This window comes from Streptomyces sp. NPDC050264 (genome assembly GCF_040655895.1).
Classification (GTDB): Bacteria; Actinomycetota; Actinomycetes; order Streptomycetales; family Streptomycetaceae; genus Streptomyces.
The window spans coordinates 348,765-366,905 of sequence record NZ_JBFAKV010000006.1 but is presented as its reverse complement, the minus strand read 5'-3'; the positions used below and the strand labels follow the sequence as shown (position 1 = coordinate 366,905).

The window sequence follows — 18,141 nt, the reverse complement described above, 5'->3', positions numbered from 1 at the left end:
TTCCCTGTCAATGGCCCGTTCAGGGGGCCTGCGGTCCGTCCAGGACGACGGCGAGGCCCTGTTCGGCGTCGCCGTGGAGGGCGTCGCTGAAGGCCTTGTCGTAGGCGTCGTCGCCGGCCGCCGAGCGGGCCTGGTGCTCCCATTGGTCCCGCACCTCGGAGAGCTCGGGCGTGCCGTGGTTCGGGTGGCCGAGCATGCGCCAGAAGGTGTTTCCGGTACCGGAGGTGCGGGCGGCCCCGATCCCGTTGCCCTGCGCCGCGTTCGCTCCGGTGAGGAGGTCCAGGGCGAGGGCGATGCCCAGGTTGTCGTTGAGGTTGTGCTTGCTGGCGAGCATGGCCCGGGCATGCCGTTCGGCGTCGTGGGGGCGCCCTTGGAGCAGGTCGATGTAGGCGAGCTGGTGGAACGCGTACGACCGGGCCCAGTGCTCGCCGTACTGGAGGCTGAGACAGCGCAGCACGGTGGCCGCTTCATAGGCTTCGGCCAATCGGCCCAGCGCGGAGTGGGCGAAGGTCCGGATCACCATGCAGCACAACTGCGGCGCACCGACGGGGGGCGACGTGCGGTGGGTGATCAGGGCGTGGTCGCTCACGTCGTACGCGTCCTGCGGCCGTCCGGCCATCAGGTGGGTCAGGCCCAGGGTGTGGGCGGCGAAGAGCGCGGACGCCGGTGTGCCGTCCTGCTGTGCGGCGGCGGCGCATTCCTCGCCGACGCGCAGGGCGGCGGGGTGGTCGCCCTGGAGGGTGAGCGTGATGCCCAGGGCCCAGAGCGCGCGGGTGCGGGACGCGCCGTCGGGTGTGCCGAGGGCGAGGGCGCGTTCGAGGTAGTCGCGGGATTCGTGGAGGTGCCCGCAACAGGGCCAGAACAGGCCGGTCCGTCCGGCCATGTCGACGGCGGCCTCGGGGTCCTCGGCGATGAGGTGATCGAGTGCGGCGCGTACGTCGGTGTGGCTGTCGGAGATCCTGGCGTACCAGGCGACCTGGCGGTCGCTCAGCCATGCGGCCTCGGCCTGTGCCATCAGGCCGGCGAAGTGCCCGGCGTGGAGCCCGGCGAGCGCGTGCTCCTCATCGAGCTCTCGGAGCCACATGGCCCCGTACTCGCGCAGGGTGTCGAGCATGCGGTAGCGGGTGCCGGTCCGCTGCAGGACGGACTGGTCGGCGAGCCGCTCCAGGAGCGGCGGGATGTCGTCGGCGCCGAGGGCGCCACCCGCGCACACGGACTGCGCGTCCGCCACCTCCACGGGACCGTGGAAGACGGAGAGCCTGGCCCACAGCAGGCGTTCGAGGGGCGAGCACAGCTCGTGGCTCCAGCCGATCGCGGTGCGCAGGGCCCGGTGGCGCTTGGGCCAGACCGTCTCGTCGACGAGGGTGTCCAGCCGTGAACCCAGGCGCTCGGCAACCTGGGTGAGGCTGTTCTCCCTCAGTTGCGCGCAGGCGAGTTCGAGGGCGAGCGGGATTCCTTCCAGGCGGCGGCAGATGGCGGAGACGACCTCGGGGGCGCCCGGCGCGTCGAGGGGCACCCCGGGGGCGGCCGTCGCGCACCGCTCGCGGAAGAGGCGCACCGCGTCCGCGCTGCCGCCGTCGTCCGTGGAGAGCGGGGCCACCTCGGCGCACCACTCGCCGCGGACGGCGAGCGGCTCCCTGCTGGTGGCAAGGACCGTCAACCGTGGTGCCGCGGTGAGCAGTTCGCCCGCCAGGCGTCGGCAGGCGGGCAGCATGCGCTCGCAGCAGTCGAGGACGAGCAGCACCTGCCGGCCACTCAGCCACTCGCACAGCGCCTCGATGGGGGCCCGCGGATTGTGGTCCAGGAGATCGACGGCGTCGCAGACCGTCGCGGTGAACAACCGGTCGTCGTAGAGATGGGACAGGTCCACCCACCAGGCCCCGTCGGCGTACCCGTCCCGCACCTGCTCGGCGACGCGCAGGGCCAGACGGCTCTTGCCGACACCGCCGCCACCGGTGAGGGTGACCATGCGGCATTCGGTCAACGCCGTTGTGACGGCGCTCAGTTCGCTGGCGCGGCCTACGAAGCTGGTCGTCGTGACGGGAAGGTTGCCTACCACGGTCCCATCCTGCCGTGCCGCTGCCCGCGGCCCTACCCTCCCGTAAGAAACGGCTATAAACGATCGACCTTGGCAACCGGTCGATCACGTTCGATCGGTCGGTGTCCTGACCGGGTCCGGCTGCTGTCGTGACGTGCTGCGCCGAGCACGGACGGCGGCCGGGATGCGGCGCTCAGCAGTGGTCTTCGCTGAGCGCCGCTCGGGTCCGGCGGCCCGTGTCAGTGGCGCGACGTCGTCAGGGTCGTCACCTCCAGGTCCGGATCGCTCGCGATCTCGGCTGCCGTGAACCGCTCGGCCACCCACTGCTTGCGGCTGAAAAGGCGGGTCTGGTCGGTGTAGTGGGGCGAGGCCGGGTTCGCCGACTGGCCATAGGTGAGCAGGGTGTGGGCCCGGGGACCGTCGGGGGTGAGTTCGACGGCCATCAGGAAGCTGGAGCCGAAGGCGCCCTCGGCCGGGGTGCCGGTGCCCGCGTCGGGGCCCGCGTCCACGACGTTGAAGCAGCCCTTGTTTCCGTTGCAGCCGGGCAGCGGGACCCCGGCCCACTTCTGCACGGTGCCCAGTGCGGCGTCGACCGGGAGATCGCGGGCCGCGAAGTCCTGGACCGCGTCGGCCAGGGCGTGCCGGACCCGGGCGTCGTCGCCGTTGATCCCGCGCGGCGTGGTGAGGGGCTGTGCCGGGTCGTACGGAACACGGCGCCAGGTGTCAGAGGGTCCGCCTCGCAGGACGTGGTCGTAGAACGCGACCCAGAGCGCGGCGCCCCGGCTGTCGCTGTCGGCGCGGGTGTCCCAGCGCGCGAGGGTCGCGCAGGCCTGCCGTACGTCGGTTTCCTTGCCGTCCGACGTCTCCAGGACCGGGTGGGCGCGGCACAGGGCGACCACGTCGTCGCGGCCCGTCTCGGCCGACAGGACACGGTTGCCGAGCGCCGAGGAGCGCAGGGTGCGCCCGGTGAACCCGGGGGCGCCGAGTCCGTCCGTGCCGTCCCCGCGCTGCGCGATCATGCTCAGCCCCAGCTGGGGCCGTGGTGCCAGGCGGGGATCGATGTCGTACACGCCGGGCAGTCCGGTGAGCGGCTCTTCGGGGTTCGTGTACTGGGGCCCGTTGTTGGAGTTGGCGACGTAGTCGCTGCGAGCCAGCTCCGGCTGGTGGGACGGACCGTAGAGGCCCGGCACGAGCGCGTCGGGATCACTGCCCCAGGCGCAGGCCGACGTCGAGCCGTCGAGGGCGGCGGGTCCGTCCTCGCCGCCCGGGCGGGCGCAGCGCTCGAGTTGTGCGTCCGTGAGGTGGGGTACGGCGGAGGAGTCGGTGAAGTACGTGTCACCGCTGGTGTCGGCGGCGAGGGTGTAGGTCCAGGGGATGCCCTGGTAGGTGTCCTGGGCGGTGCGCAGCTGGTCGAGGCTGTGGGCCTTGCCCATGGCCAGCCAGGTGTTCATGGAGCGGAGGTTGTCCGCGTTGGCGTCCCGGACCGCGTAGGCGGTCTTCGTGGTCCAGCCGGAGGAGAGCACGGGACCGAAGCGTGAGGTGTACAGCGTCCGTTCGACCGTCTTCTCCCGGCCGTCGGTGTCGCGGACGGTGACCGCGACCGTGCGGCGTTTCATCCGCTCCGTCCTGCCGTCGACCACGTAACTCGTCGGGTCGCCCGGCACGAGTTTCAGCGCGTAGGTCGAGGTGTGCTGGGCGTCGCTCGCGGTGTGCGTCCAGGCGAGGTCCTTGTTGTGCCCGATCAGGACGAGGGGGGTGCCGTACAGGCCGGCGCCGGACACGTCCAGGGTGCCGGGGATCGTCAACTGCACCTGGTAGAACCGGAGGGCGCCGCCGACCCAGGGAAGGTGCGGGTTGGCGAGGACCATCGCGTTGCCGCTGCGCGTGGCGTCACGGCCGAGCGCCCAGCCGTTGCTGCCGAAGTCGTCCGCGGCTCCCTGCCCTCCCGGCGCCGAGAAGGCGGTGGCCCTGGCGTCACCGTCGGCCGTCGGCGGTTTCGCGTCGCCGATGTCCGGCGCGAGCGGCGCCTCGCCGGTCACCCGGTTGACGTCGTAGACGACGCTCCACAGGTCGAGCGCGGTGACCGGGCGTACCCAGGACTTGCCCTTGCAGCGCGCGTCCGGCAGGTTGCCGACGCCTGTCTCGCGCAGATAGCGGTTGTATCCGGCGGCGTACCCCTGGACCATGCGCCGCAGTTCGCCGGTCGGGCCCAACGGCGCCTTGCGGTCGAGGAGTTGCTGGACCGTGCCCGCGCGCAGCTGCCCCTTGTAGTACGTGTCGCTCGCCAGGTTGGCACCCTCGCCGCGCTCTCCGTCGGGCCCGAAGTACCGGGACCGCTCGCCCCGTAACGTGACCACCTGATCCGCGAGTTCGCACACGTTGTCCTGCGCGAACGCGTGCCCGTAGCCGTAGCCCAGCCCGTCGAAGTCCCGCGCGAGGATGTGCGGGATGCCGTACGCGGTGCGGCTGATCTGTGCCGTGCGCCCTCCCCCGGAGAGGCTCTCGCGCGCCGGCCCCGGCGCGGCGGACGAGGGCGCCGACAGCAGCGCCGCGGTCACCGATGCGAGGCAGAGAGCGGCAGCGGCAGCTCTCAACCGGCCGCGCGCAGAGTATCTATGACGCTTCGTCAGCGTTCTGGATTCACTCATGCGCCCCACCCTTCACGGTATGGCGGTGGGTGGCATCCGACGCTCGGGGGACATTCCCGTCGTGGCGTCACTCCCGGGATGTACGCCTGACGTCCGGCCCGAGGCGCGGCCGGGCCGGACGCGTGCCCGGCTCACCTGCGCCGACGGCGCCGATAGACTCCGGGCGTGTCAGCCATGGACGAGATCCGCCGCAGCAAGTACATCAGTCTCACGACCTACCGGAAGGACGGGACCCCGGTCGCCACCCCCGTGTGGCATGTGGCGCGCGACGAGCACGAGTTGCTCGTGATCACGCCCGCCGACTCCTGGAAGGTCAAGCGGCTCCGGAACAACAGCGCCGTGACGGTCACCGCCTGCGACGTCCGCGGCCGGACCGCCCCGGACGCCGCCACGCTCTCCGGCACCGCCGACCTGCTCGACGAGGCCGGAACCGAGGCCGCCCAGGCCCTCATCGCCAAGAGGTACGTCCTGTCCCGGATCGGGAACGGGTTCCTCAAGGTCCTGCGCGTACGGAAGAAGCCGAACATCGGCATCGCCGTCACCCTGTGAGCGGCCCTCGCCGGTCATCGGTCCTGCGCGTGGCGAGGAGGATGCCCCCGAGCGTGCTCTCGGCCGAGCTGAGGGTCTCGTGTGTTTCGACCGTGAAGCCCGCGCCGTCGAGCCGGGCGCCCAGCCGGTCGGGCCGCCGCCGGTGGACGTGGACCTTCATCGGATGTCCGCCGTACCCCTCTGTCTTCAGCTGCGACTCGTCGCCGACGTGGAAGCCGAGCAGCAGAGGGGCGCCGGGCCGCATCACCCGCCGGAACTGCGCGAGGACCCGGCCCACCTCATCGTCGGGTACATGGATCAGCGAGTACCAGGCGATCAGGCCCGCCACCGAGGCGTCGGCGAGGTCGAGTTCGGTCATGGAACCGACCTCGAACCGCACGCCGGGGTGATCGCGCCGGGCCACCTCGACCATCCCGGGTGACAGATCGATCCCGAACGCGTCCACGCCGAGTCCGCGCAAGTGGGCCGTGATCCGCCCCGGGCCGCAGCCGACATCCGCCACCGGGCCCCCGCCGACCGCGCGCACCCGATCGGCGAAGGTCGCCATGACCGCGCGTTCCACCGGCGTCTCGTCCAGCAGATCGCGCGTCCGCTCCGCGTAGCTGACCGCGACCGTGTCGTACGACCTCCGGGTGTCCTCCACCCACGCGCCCGGGGCGTCCGTGCCGCCTGTGATGTCTGCGCTGTCCGTGTCTCGTTCTGTCGCCACGACCGCAGGTTACGCACCGGCCATCCGTTCCCTCACCCGTTGCTCAACATCTGTACGGAGAAGGGCTCCTGGGATAGCGTCACCTCGGCCACCGGGAATGAATCGTTTCATCCCCACACCACGTCACTGAAAAGTGAGGCGCCATGACGTCGAGCCGCCCTGCCGAGAACGTCCCCCCGCCCGGCCCCGCCAGACGTACCGTCCTCGCCGCCGGCGCGGCGGCCGCGGCCCTGACCGCGGCCGGACTCCCGTACGCGCCGACGGCGGCCGCGACACCGGCCGGCGGTGTCACCGCACAGCTCCCCGGGGCCGAACCGCCGCGCGGTGGCACCGGTTGGCAGCGTTATGTCCAGGCTCCGTCGTCCCGCACCGTGCGCCCGGTCCGCACGCTCGCCTCCACGGGCGGGGTCGCCCGGCCCGAGGGCCTGCTCAAGCCGGGCGGCGCCCCGACCGTGTTGCGCCGGCCGCAGCCGGCCCCGGCTCCCCGCTGGCCCGAGGGCACCACGGCCGAGGCCTCCTCCACCCACGCGGGCAACAGCGGGGGCGACGGTCAGCCCCGGACCTATGACGCCTCGCACGCGGTGGACGGCGACCCGGAGACGTTCTGGAACGACGACACCCAGGGCGCCTTCCCCGACATTCTGACCGTGACGCTGCCCGCCGAGCGCGAGCTGTCCGGCATCACGGTGGTCTCCAACAGCGACGGCGTACCGACCGACTTCACGGTCGACGTGTGGCACGACGCTGCGTGGCACCGCGCCGCCACGCAGTCTGACAACGATGTCATCCAGTGCGCCGTGCCCTTCGCGACACCGCTCCCCGCCTCCAAGGTCCGCATCACGGTGACGGGCGTGCAGGACACGCAGCAGGGCGCGTTCACCCGGATCAACGAGGTGTGGCCCGAGGCGGTCGAGGCGGTGGAACCGCCCAGCGTGACCGTGGACTTCGGCAAGGTCGTCGTCGGCTTCCCGCGCATCCGGTTCGCCGGGGCTTCCGACAACTCCCCCGGCGTCCGCGTCGCCTTCTCCGAGACGCAGCGGTTCCTCACCGACCGCAGCGACTTCACCCGCTCCGACCAGGCGGGCGGGACGGGCCGCGGCACCGACCAGTTCGCGGTGCCCGCCGGGGGCGCCGACTGGCTGGACCACAAGGGCTTCCAGGCCGGCGACAAGGTCTTCGCGGACGGGCTGCACGGCTTCCGCTATCTCAAGATCACCCTGGACGCGCTGGCGTCCGACGCCCCTGCCGCGCAACCCTGGGGAACGGTCGAAGTGGACTCCGTGAGCCTGGAGTTCAGCGCCTACCTGGGTACGCCGAGCACGTACCGCGGCTGGTTCCTGTGCTCCGACGACGACCTGAACCGCTACTGGTACGGGGCCTCGTACACGAACGAACTCGTCACCGACACCTTCCGGCGCGACGACGTCGATCCACGGAACGCGTGGAGCGCTTCCCTGGAGGGCCAACTGGTCCTGCACGACGGGCCGAAGCGCGACCGTGATCCGTACGTCGGCGACCTGGCCGTGTCCGCGCGCACCCTGTACCTCACGCACGACGACGCGGCGGCCGCCGCGCGCAACGTGCTCGCCGATCTCGCCGAGCACCAGCGCGCCGACGGATGGATACCACCCGCCTCGATCAACAACTACACGCTGCCGCTGTTCGACTATCCGCTGTGGTGGGTGACGTGCAGCTGGGACTACGTGCTGTACACGGGCGACCGGGCGTACGCGGCGCGCTACTACCCGAACCTCCTGAAGGTGCTCGACACCTGGTACCCGAGCGTCACCGACGACGCCGGACTGCTCAGCAAAGGGCTCAACGGCACGGGTGAGTACGGGGATTACGCCTTCCTGGATCGCACGGGACGCATCACCTACTACAACGTCAACTACGTCCAGGCACTCGGCGACGCCGCCCGCCTGGCCCGTTACCTGGGGCACGCGGACGACGCGGGCCGCTGGGAGAAGCGGGCCGCCGACGTCGCCGCCGCGGTCAACGCGCATCTGTGGGACGAGAAGGCCGGCGCCTATCTCGACTCCTCGACGGGTCCGGTGCGCCACGCCCAGGACGGCAACTCCATCGCCATCACCGCGCAGGTCGCCGACGCCGGGCGGGCCGCGTCGGCGCTCGCCCACCTGGACGCCACCACGCAACAGCCGTACGGCAACGCCTTCATGGACAACGACACGATCTTCGACGGCGCGTCGCAGCGCGTGTACGCGTTCACGTCCTACCCGGAGATCGTCGCCAGGTTCGAGACCGGGCGGGCCGACTCCGCGCTGGACCAGATCCGGCGCACATACGGGTGGATGGACCGCCACGATCCCGGCATCACCCACTGGGAGGGCATCGGCCCGGGCGGCTCACTGTACGAGGACGCGTACACGAGCATGGCGCACGGCTGGTCGACGGGCGTACTGCCCGCGCTCACCCATCAACTCCTCGGCGCCCGGCCCCTGTCACCGGGGTACGCCACCTGGACGGTGCGCCCGAACCTCGGCGACGTCGACTGGGCCCAGGGGCAACTCCCCACTCCACATGGCCCGTTGAGTGTGGAGTGGGAGAACTCCCGGTCGGGGTTCTCGGTGACCGTGCGGGTGCCCCGCGGGACCAGCGGATCGCTGGCGCTGCCGGGCGAGCCCGGACGGCTGACCGTCCGCGAAGGGCGCACGAAGGTGTGGGACGGGCGGCGCGCCTCGCACCGCACCGTCCGGGTCACCGACGGCCGCGTCTGCGTCGCGTCCCTCGGCGAGGGGACCCACACCTTCACCGCCGCGCGGAAGGCCTGACATCGTCGGCGGGAGGGAGGCGCCTCGGGGGAATCCCCGTCACTGGCCCACCCTCCCGTCGACGCACTCGCGCAACAGGTCGGCGTGCCCGCAGTGGCGGGCGTACTCCTCGATCCGGTGCACCATGAGGCTCCTGATCGAGATCCCGTCCTTCCCTGGGCGCGCGCCCAGGTCCGGGTGGGCGGCCAGCGCGGCGTCGGTCGCGGCCTGCTCGCGTTCCAGATCCGCGTAGGCGGCGTCGACCACGGCCTGTTCCGCGACGGCCTGGTCGAAGTCCGCGTCACGCTTGCCGTACAGCTTCGGCAGCGGGTCGTCGTGGGTGATCCAGCCGCGCCAGTCCCGCTCCACCTCGGCGAGGTGGCGGACCAGCCCGAGCAGGGACATCGTCGACGGCGGCACCGACCGACGGGCCAGCTGCTCCGCGTCCAGGCCCTCGCACTTCATCCGCAGGGTCGCGCGGTAGCCGGACAGGTAATCGAGGAGCGTCGCGAGTTCGCCCTCCGGTTCGGGCCCGTCGCTCTCGCGCGGGTCGTCGTCCGGGTCGGCCCACATGTCGGGGTAGATGGTCGAGCGGGTCCATCGTGCGGGCTGGTCAGTCATGCGAGCCATGGTCGACGGTGCGGCCCCGGCTCGCCACTTCTTATCGGAGTTCTTCGCTTCCATGAGAGAACTCCGCCGAGCTTCGTCGCCGGCGTGGACAGCGGGGCGTCGGACACGCCGGCGACGAAGGTTCGGGACGGGCCGGGATCAGCCCTGCTTGATGACGAACTGCGAGCCGGGTTCGGTCAGGATGTCGCCCTGCGCCGAGCCGGTGATGGTGACGCCGGTCAGCGTGGCACTGCCCCGGGCCCCGGACATGGCGAGGATGCCCGACCCGTTGTTCGACTTGTCGATGGTCACGTTGCTGACCTGGACATTGGGCATCTCACCACCGCCCGTCTTGAACTGGATGCCGTCGTAGGTGGAATCGCGGATGTCGGTGTCGCGGATCGTGACGCCGGGAATGGGCTGACCCTGGGCGAACAGGGTGATCGCGCCGAACTCCTGGTCCTCGTTCCAGAACGCTCCGCCGGTCCGGTACAGGCCGTTGTTCGCTATCAGGGTCGTCCCGGAGAACGGGAGCGGGTCGTGGTCGGTGGCGAGCATGATCCCGGGGTAGTTCATGGTGTCCGAGACCAGGTTGTTCTCGATGGTGTTGCCGTAGCCGCCGTAGACCGCGATGCCGTTGGCCCGCCAGGGCAGTTGGACGGTGTTGTTGCGGAAGTGGTTGTCGTGGCCGACGTCGACGGACGTGTCCTTCACGTACTTGCTGGCCCATACGGCCATGGCATCGTCGCCGGTGTTGCGGAAGGAGGAGTTGTAGACCGTCGAATTGCGGGTGCCGTTGGCGAAGTTGACGCCGTCGGCGTAGGTGTCGCGGATGCGTACGCCGTTGAACTCGACGCGGTCGCCGGGGCCCCACAGTTCGGGGATGTTGGAGTAGTCGCGGCCGACCCAGGCACCCACGTTGGCGTGCTCGATCCAGACGTTGGTGATCTTGGTGTCCTTGCCGAAGCGGCCGTTGAGCGCGACGCCGCCCTCCGCGTTGCCGTCCCCGCCCCGGATCGTGCCCGAGCCGAAGATGGCGATGTCGGAGATCTTGGTGTTGTCGTCGATGTCGAAGCCGAAGTTGCCCTCGTGCGGGTGGTTGATGCCGCCCGCGTCCTGCGGCGCGATGAGGGAGTACAGCTGGGAGTGCCACATGCCGGCGCCCTTGAGGGTGACGTCGCGGATCCCGACCTGGTTGTACTGGCCCCGGTCCTGCGGGTCGTCGGTGAGGATCTTCTTCTCCTGGCGCCACTGTCCGGCCGGGATCCACACGCAGGGGATCTTGCCCGTCTGGTCGGCCGTCACGGCACGCTGGATGGCGTCCGCGTCGTCGATGCCGTCGTTGGGCACGGCTCCGTACTCGGTGATGGAGACGCACTCGGCGGGCTTGGCCGCCGGCGCGGCGACCTGCTCCAGGTCGACCAGGTCGACGATGTAGAAGGCGGCCGTGTCCCCGCTGTCCCGCTGGAGCCGGAACTTCGTGCCCTCGGGGTAGGTCTGGGTGAGCAGGGCGTTGGACTCGTCGAAGAGGCGGCGGGCGTCTCCGCCGGGCCGGTTGGTCAGGCCTTCCGGATCGTCGGTGGTGCCGTAGAGCCAGCTGTGCTTGGACGACAGGTTCAGCTTGCGGACGAAGGTCCCGTTCGCGTAGAGGCTGAGCGTCGCCTCTTGTCCGCCTCCCGCGGCCGCGTCGGGGATGGAGTTGCGTACGACGATCGAGTTCGAGGGCGTGGTCGAGGTGAACTCGACGTACTGGCCGGTGGAGTTGAGACGTACCGACTTGCGGCCGGAGGACTCGGTGGCGAAGTTCGTGTGCCCGAAGGTGCGCTTGGCGTCCGTCGTGAGCAGGGTGCCGTTGGTCTGGCCGTCCTCCGCCTCGTACTCGGTGTAGGGGACGGCCGCGCCGCGCCCGACGACCAGGGTCCGGGCGAAGGTGTTGTTGGTCTCGTTCGTCTCGGCGACCTTGTTCGTCGAGTCGGCGGTCGCGGTGAGTGCGGCTCCGCCGTTGGTGGCGGTCCAGCTGCCGCTGATCGCCACGGTGGCCGAGGCGTCGGCGGCGATGCTGTCCGTGGTGCCGGTCAAGGTGGCTCCGCCGACCGTGAGTTGGGTGACGGTGCCCGCGGGCGCCGGGCTCGTGCCGCGGTTGTGCACGGTGACGGCGAAGGTGACCTTCGCGCCGACGGCCGGGTTGGCCGGGGTGGTGGCGATCCCGGTGACCTCCAGGTCGGGGCCGGGTGCCTGCTTGACGACCAGCTTCGCGTCGGCGTTGCGGCTGTTGTTCGAGTTGTCGAGTTCGGCGACGGCGTCCGTCGGGTCGACGACCGCGGAGACACTGTAGCTGCCCGTGGGGCGGGCGCCGACCTTGACGGGCACCTTCACCGACGCGCCCGCGGCCAGGGCCCCGACGGCGGCGCTGCCGGCGACCGTGCCTTCGAGGCTGACGTCCACCGTGCTGGCGGGGGCCGCCGCGGTGCCGGCGTTGCGGACCGTCGCCTCGACGGTGACGGCGTCCGCCTCGGACGGTGACGCGGGCGACCACGTCAGACCGGTCACCGTCAGGTCGGGAGCGGGTGCGGCCGTGCCGACGACCTCGAACTCGGCGACCTGTCCGCCGCCGGCTCCGCTGTTGCCGGAGAACTGCAGCCGTACGTCCGCGTAGCGGCCGGTGACCGGGATGGTGACCGTGTTCTGGTTCCCCGAGGGGTTGAAGGTGTACTCGGCGCGGTCCTTCAGGGAGGTGAAGTCGGTGGCGCCCGACTTGCGGGCCAGGACCTGGATGGTCTGTGTGCGGGTGCTCCACGCGGCGTTCGGATTGAGCTTGACGACGACACCGGACAGGTCGGCGTCGGAGCCGAGCTTCACGGTCAGCGAGGACGACTGGCCGCTCGCCTCCCAGTAGGTGTCGGTGCTGCCGTCATCGGCGTTGGTCGCGAGGTAGTTCTGCGTCGTCGAGGTCGCTTCGATCGGCTTGCGCAGGGCGAGATTGGTCCCGGCGGGCGGCGGGTCCCCCGGGTCCGAACCGCCGTCGGTTCCCAGGACCTCCACCTCCGACAACTGGGCGGCGTTCCACCCGGAGTTGTCGCTGATCTGCACCCGTACGTACCGGGTCTCGGCCGAGACGCCGACCGCCACGCTGTTGCCGGAACCGGGGGCGAAGGCCCGCTTCGCCCCGGCCGCGAGGGTGGTGAAGTCCCGCCCGTCGGAGCTGCCCTGGACGGCGACGGTCTCGGTACGCGCTTCCCAGGAGGCGGGGAGTTTCAGCACCACTTGGTCGATGTCGACCGTACGTCCCAGGTCGATCTGCGCCCACTGCGGGAACGAACCGGTCGGCCCTTCCCAGTACGTGGCCTGGCTGCCGTCGGTGAGATTGCCGGCGGGGTAGCCGTCGTGGGCTCCCGCCGCCGTGACGGGCCTGCCGAGCGCCACGTTCTGTTCCGCCGCGGCGGCCTGTGCTGCCGTCGGTACCAGGCCGACGGTCAGCAGCCCTGCCGTCACCAGGCCGGCGAGCCAACGCCATCTATGACGTGCCCCTGTCATTCCAGTCATGGTCATTCCCGTCATGGTCATTCCCGTCATGACGCTCCTAGAGGGGGTCCTCGGAGGCCCGGCACGGCGCGCACCACCGGCCCGTCATCCAAGTATTGAGTTGATCTGTTGATTTTTTGCGCAGTTTCGAGGACAGATTCGCCTCAGGAGGTCGGGTTGTCAACGGGCGTGACACGATTCCACCGCACGCAGCAGGGCTGGTGGGCATGGTCCCCTTGCCCACCAGCCCTGCATGCTGGTCGATATTTTGCTCTGCGCAATTCACATATTGCGCGGCACCTCACGTGGAAGGCGTTGTCAGATCAGTCCACGTCGGCGCGGGTGGTCCCCATGGCGAGGCCCGCGACCCAGTTGATGGAGGCGGTGCTGTCGTCCGTGCCGAAATACGTTCCCCAGCGGGGCTTGTTGCCCAGGTCGTCCCAGGTGCGGGCGCCGGTCCGGGAGGCGAATTCGGTGCCGTCCTTGTAGACGGAGAGCGTGCCGGCGCCGCTCGAGTCCGTGGTGATCCCCAGCTGTACGGAGTGCCACTCCCCCGCGGTCCAGGGCGTCGTCCCGATCGAGATCCAGGTCTCGCCCGGGCCCACGTACCAGGCCTTGAGCTGGTCGTCCTCGACCTTCATGAGGACGGGGTAGTTCTGGCTGTTCTGGTCGTTCGTGCCGTTGGACTTCCACTGGAAGACCGTCTGCGCGTCGCCGGTCTTCGTCATGGAGTCCCAGCCGAACCAGTAAGTGCTGTGGTCCTTGAAGGTGTACTCGCCGCCGGCGGTCCGGACGCTGTGACCTTCGCAACGCGGCGTGCCGATGGGCTTGTTGAACTTGAAGAACGCTCCGTGGCCGTCGTTCCAGTCGCCCGTGGTGACGCTTCCCGGGCTGTCGCACAGCGTGGTCACGAAGACGCCGACGCCCTGGGAGGCGTCCGCGTCCCAGATCACGGACGCCTGGGCGGGGGATGTCGTCAGGACGGTCGCGCACGCGGCCGCGGCGGCGGTACAGGCCCAGGCACGCAGTGGGGTGCGGTGCATGTGGTCACCTCTCAGGATCTCCGGTCGAACGGCTCGGCTCAGTGGATGAGTTGCGCACTGTTGTAGTCGTTTCGTTCGCAACGCTCAATCATTTGTTCCGAATTGATCGAATCGATCGATTGACCTAGGGGAGTCGTCGCCCTGCCCCGCCGATAGAGGCTCGACGCCCGGCAGGCAAGGAGAACAAGGTCACACCCGCGCCACCTGCTGCTCGTCTGCGGATCTGACCTAGCATCCGAGCATGACGGTCCTGCCTGACGACGGGCTTTCCCTGGCAGCCGAGTTCCCTGACGCGACACATGAGCAATGGCAGCACCTGGTCGCCGGTGTGCTGCGCAAGTCGGGCAAGGAAGTCTCGGCTCCCGAGGCGGAAGACACTCTGTCCACCGCGCTGGAGGACGGGCTGCGCGCCCGCCCTCTCTACACGGCCCACGACGACGCTCCCCCCGCCGGCCTGCCCGGTTTCGCCCCCTTCGTACGCGGTGGCCGCGCCGAGGGGAACACGGTCGGCGGCTGGGACGTACGCCAGCGGCACACGGTCGCGGACTCCGGTCCGGTCCTGGCCGATCTGGAGAACGGCGTCACGTCACTGTGGCTGACGGTGGGCGGCTCCACCGGCTTCGATGTCCCGGCCCTCACCACCGCCCTCGACGGTGTCCTCCTCGATCTGGCCCCCGTCGTGCTCGACGCGGGCGCCGAGACCGATGCCGCCGCGCGTCACCTGCTGCGCCTTTACGAGGACAGGGGCATCGCCCCCGACGCGGTCCGGGGCAATCTGGGCGCCGACCCGCTGGGCCATGAGGCGCGCACCGGGGACTCGTACGAGACCCCGCCGGTGACCGAACTGGCCCGGCTGTGCACCCAGCGGTACCCGGGGCTGCGGGCACTGACCGTCGACGCGCTGCCGTACCACGAGGCCGGCGGTTCGGCCGCGCAGGAACTGGGCTGCTCCCTCGCCACCGGCGTCGCCTACCTCCGCGAGCTGACCGGGGCGGGGCTGGACGTCGAACAGGCGCTGGCGCAGCTGGAGTTCCGCTACACCGCCGGTGCCGACCAGTTCCTCACGATCGCCACGTTCCGTGCCGCGCGCCGCCTCTGGGCCCGGGTGGCCGAGGCGTGCGGGGCGCCGCGGTCGGGCGCGCAGCTCCAGCACGCGGTGACCTCGTCGGTGATGATGACGCGGCGCGATCCCTGGGTGAACATGCTGCGCACCACGATCGCGACGCTGGCCGCGGGCGTCGGTGGCGCGGACTCCGTGACGGTGCTGCCCTTCGACGACGCGCTGGGTCTGCCGGACGCGTTCGCCCGGCGCATCGCGCGCAACACCTCCGGCATCCTGATCGAGGAGTCGCACCTCGCCCGGGTGATCGATCCGGCGGGCGGTTCCTGGTACGTGGAGCGGCTGACCGACGAACTCGCCCACGCGGGCTGGGAGTTCTTCCAGCAGATCGAGCGGGCGGGCGGTCAGGCCGCCGCCCTGCGCTCCGGCCTGATCCGCGACCGGCTCGCCGACACCTGGTCCACGCGGAGCAAGAAGCTCGCCACGCGGCGCGAACCGGTCACCGGTGTCAGCGAGTTCCCGCAGCTGGCCGAGAAGCCCGTGATCCGTGAGCCGGTGCCCGCGCCGCCGTCCGGAGGTCTGCCCCGGGTGCGCCGGGATGAGGCCTTCGAGGCGCTGCGGGCGCGCTCCGACGCGCATCTCGCCGCGACCGGCGCCCGGCCCCGCGTGTATCTGGCCGCTCTGGGCCCCGCCGCCGCGCACACCGCCCGCCTCTCCTTCGCGGCCAACCTGTTCCAGGCGGGCGGCATCGAGCCCGTCACCGAGGGCCCGTTCGAGGAGAGCGGAGCCCGGGACGTGTGCCTGTGCTCCAGTGACACGGTGTACGAGGAGCGGGCCGAGGCCACCGCGCGGGACCTGCGCGCGGCGGGCGCCGGACACGTGTTCCTCGCCGGCCGCCCGGGATCGTATGCCGGGGTCGACACCTATGTCTTCGCCGGCTGTGACGCCGTGGCCGTGCTCTGCGCCACGCTCGACCGCATGGGAGTGTCCCGATGACCGCCCCCCGCATTCCCGACTTCTCCGCGATCGAGCTGGGGACCCCGGCGCCGGACACCGCTGCCGACGAGTGGCGCAGTGCGGTGAAGGGCGCCGCCGACGGCGACGACCTGCTGTGGGAGACGCCCGAGGGCATCCCGGTGAAGCCCCTGTACACGGGTCAGGACCTGGAGGGCGTCGACTTCCTGGGCACCTTCCCCGGCGTGGCGCCGTATCTGCGCGGCCCCTACCCGACGATGTACGTGAACCAGCCCTGGACGATCCGCCAGTACGCGGGCTTCTCGACGGCCGAGGAGTCGAACGCCTTCTACCGGCGCAACCTGGCGGCCGGCCAGAAGGGCCTCTCCGTCGCCTTCGACCTGCCCACGCACCGCGGGTACGACAGCGACCACCCGCGCGTCACCGGTGATGTCGGCATGGCGGGCGTGGCCATCGACTCGATCTACGACATGCGGCAGCTGTTCGACGGCATCCCGCTGGACAAGATGTCCGTGTCGATGACGATGAACGGCGCCGTGCTGCCGGTGCTCGCGCTCTACATCGTGGCGGCGGAGGAGCAGGGCGTACCGCCCGAGAAGCTGGCCGGGACCATCCAGAACGACATCCTCAAGGAGTTCATGGTCCGCAACACCTACATCTATCCGCCGAAGCCGTCGATGCGGATCATCTCCGACATCTTCGCGTACACCTCGCAGCGGATGCCCCGCTACAACTCGATCTCGATCTCCGGCTATCACATCCAAGAGGCGGGCGCGACAGCCGACTTGGAGCTGGCCTACACGCTGGCCGACGGGGTGGAGTACATCCGGGCGGGGCGGGAGGCGGGCCTGGACGTGGACGCGTTCGCGCCGCGGCTGTCGTTCTTCTGGGCCATCGGCATGAACTTCTTCATGGAGATCGCCAAGCTGCGCGCGGCCCGGCTGCTGTGGGCCAAGCTCGTCAAGCAGTTCGACCCGCAGAACGCCAAGTCCCTTTCCCTGCGCACCCATTCGCAGACGTCGGGCTGGTCGCTGACCGCGCAGGACGTGTTCAACAACGTCACGCGTACGTGCGTGGAGGCGATGGCCGCGACCCAGGGCCACACCCAGTCGCTGCACACCAACGCCCTCGACGAGGCGCTCGCGCTGCCCACCGACTTCTCCGCGCGCATCGCCCGCAACACCCAGCTGCTGCTCCAGCAGGAGTCGGGGACGACCCGTGTGATCGACCCGTGGGGCGGCAGCGCGTACGTCGAGAAGCTGACGCACGACCTCGCCCGCCGGGCCTGGCAGCACATCCAGGAGGTCGAGCAGGCCGGGGGGATGTCGCAGGCCATCGAAGCGGGCATCCCCAAGCTCCGGGTGGAGGAGGCCGCGGCCCGCACCCAGGCCCGTATCGACTCGGGGCGGCAGCCGGTCATCGGCGTCAACAAGTACCGGGTGGAGACCGACGAGCAGATCGACGTCCTCAAGGTCGACAACTCCTCCGTGCGGTCCCAGCAGATCGCCAAGCTGCGCAGGCTCCGCGCGGAGCGCGACGAGAGTGCCTGTCAGGACGCCCTCGCCGCCCTCACCCGGGCCGCGGGCGGCGAGGGCAACCTCCTCGAACTCGCCGTGGACGCGGCGCGCGCGAAGGCGACCGTCGGGGAGATCTCCGACGCGTTGGAGAAGGTGTACGGGCGTCACGCGGGGCAGATCCGTACGATCTCCGGCGTGTACCGCAACGAAGCAGGCGAGTCCCCGAGCGTGGACCGCACCCGCGTCCGCGTCGAGGAGTTCGCCGGGGCCGAGGGCCGCCGTCCGCGCATCCTGGTCGCCAAGATGGGCCAGGACGGGCACGACCGCGGGCAGAAGGTGATCGCGACCGCCTTCGCCGACCTGGGCTTCGACGTGGACGTCGGCCCGCTGTTCCAGACCCCGGGCGAGGTGGCACGCCAGGCCGTCGAGGCGGACGTGCACATCGTCGGGGTGTCGTCGCTGGCCGCCGGGCACCTCACCCTCGTACCGGCACTGCGCGAGGCGCTCGCCGAGGAGGGGCGCGCGGACATCATGATCGTGGTGGGTGGCGTCATCCCGCCGCAGGACGTGACCACGCTCCTGGAGATGGGCGCCGCCGCGGTGTTCCCGCCCGGCACGGTCATCCCGGACGCGGCCCACGACCTGGTGGAGCGCCTCGCGGCCGACCTCGGCCACCGTCCGGTCACCGACCTGTGAGCCG

At 70.7% G+C, this 18,141-nt stretch carries 10 protein-coding genes; 4 read left to right on the top strand and 6 right to left on the bottom strand.

From position 1 onward, the window contains the following. Positions 1 to 19 precede the first annotated feature (19 nt). Positions 20 to 2,059 carry an NB-ARC domain-containing protein gene (locus tag AB0J02_RS13595; RefSeq protein ID WP_363193791.1) on the bottom strand — a complete coding sequence of 680 codons (2,040 nt, stop codon included), beginning with the start codon at positions 2,057 to 2,059 and terminating at the stop codon, positions 20 to 22. A 218-nt stretch (positions 2,060 to 2,277) separates the two neighbouring features. Continuing rightward, positions 2,278 to 4,596, bottom strand: coding sequence for a penicillin acylase family protein (locus AB0J02_RS13590; protein WP_363193790.1), 2,319 nt, complete (start codon positions 4,594 to 4,596; stop codon positions 2,278 to 2,280). A gap of 264 nt (positions 4,597 to 4,860) precedes the next feature. Here AB0J02_RS13590 and AB0J02_RS13585 point away from each other — a divergent pair, with 264 nt between their 5' ends. Beyond that, positions 4,861 to 5,235, top strand: coding sequence for a PPOX class F420-dependent oxidoreductase (locus AB0J02_RS13585; RefSeq protein WP_363193867.1), 375 nt, complete (start codon positions 4,861 to 4,863; stop codon positions 5,233 to 5,235). Here the strand turns inward: AB0J02_RS13585 and AB0J02_RS13580 are convergent. Then, positions 5,225 to 5,944: a methyltransferase domain-containing protein gene (locus AB0J02_RS13580; RefSeq protein WP_363193789.1), complete on the bottom strand. Its 720-nt coding sequence runs from the start codon at positions 5,942 to 5,944 to the stop codon at positions 5,225 to 5,227. The genes AB0J02_RS13585 and AB0J02_RS13580 overlap by 11 nt on opposite strands. A 143-nt stretch (positions 5,945 to 6,087) precedes the next feature. Here AB0J02_RS13580 and AB0J02_RS13575 point away from each other — a divergent pair, with 143 nt between their 5' ends. Then, the gene (locus tag AB0J02_RS13575; RefSeq protein ID WP_363193788.1) at positions 6,088 to 8,736 is read left to right on the top strand and encodes an alpha-L-rhamnosidase C-terminal domain-containing protein; all 2,649 of its coding nucleotides are present in this window, start codon (positions 6,088 to 6,090) and stop codon (positions 8,734 to 8,736) included. Positions 8,737 to 8,775: 39 nt separating this feature from the next. Here the strand turns inward: AB0J02_RS13575 and AB0J02_RS13570 are convergent, their stop codons facing one another. From AB0J02_RS13570 to AB0J02_RS13560, 3 genes are all read right to left on the bottom strand, one after another. Then, positions 8,776 to 9,345 (bottom strand): DinB family protein, encoded by a 570-nt coding sequence (locus tag AB0J02_RS13570; RefSeq protein ID WP_363193787.1) that lies wholly within the window; start codon positions 9,343 to 9,345, stop codon positions 8,776 to 8,778. Positions 9,346 to 9,483: 138 nt separating this feature from the next. Continuing rightward, a complete protein-coding gene (locus AB0J02_RS13565) occupies positions 9,484 to 12,858 on the bottom strand; it encodes a CARDB domain-containing protein (protein WP_363193786.1) in 3,375 nt (1,124 codons plus the stop codon). A gap of 311 nt (positions 12,859 to 13,169) precedes the next feature. After that, the gene (locus AB0J02_RS13560) at positions 13,170 to 13,889 is read right to left on the bottom strand and encodes a heparin lyase I family protein (RefSeq protein ID WP_363193785.1); all 720 of its coding nucleotides are present in this window, start codon (positions 13,887 to 13,889) and stop codon (positions 13,170 to 13,172) included. 241 nt (positions 13,890 to 14,130) lie between these two features. Here AB0J02_RS13560 and AB0J02_RS13555 point away from each other — a divergent pair, with 241 nt between their 5' ends. Together AB0J02_RS13555 and scpA are read left to right on the top strand one after the other, a co-directional pair. After that, entirely contained in the window at positions 14,131 to 15,945 is a 1,815-nt protein-coding gene (locus AB0J02_RS13555) for a methylmalonyl-CoA mutase family protein (RefSeq protein WP_363193784.1), read from the top strand. Further along, a complete protein-coding gene (scpA, locus tag AB0J02_RS13550) occupies positions 15,942 to 18,137 on the top strand; it encodes a methylmalonyl-CoA mutase (protein ID WP_363193783.1) in 2,196 nt (731 codons plus the stop codon). Before AB0J02_RS13555 ends, scpA begins: the two co-directional genes overlap by 4 nt. Positions 18,138 to 18,141 lie beyond the last annotated feature (4 nt).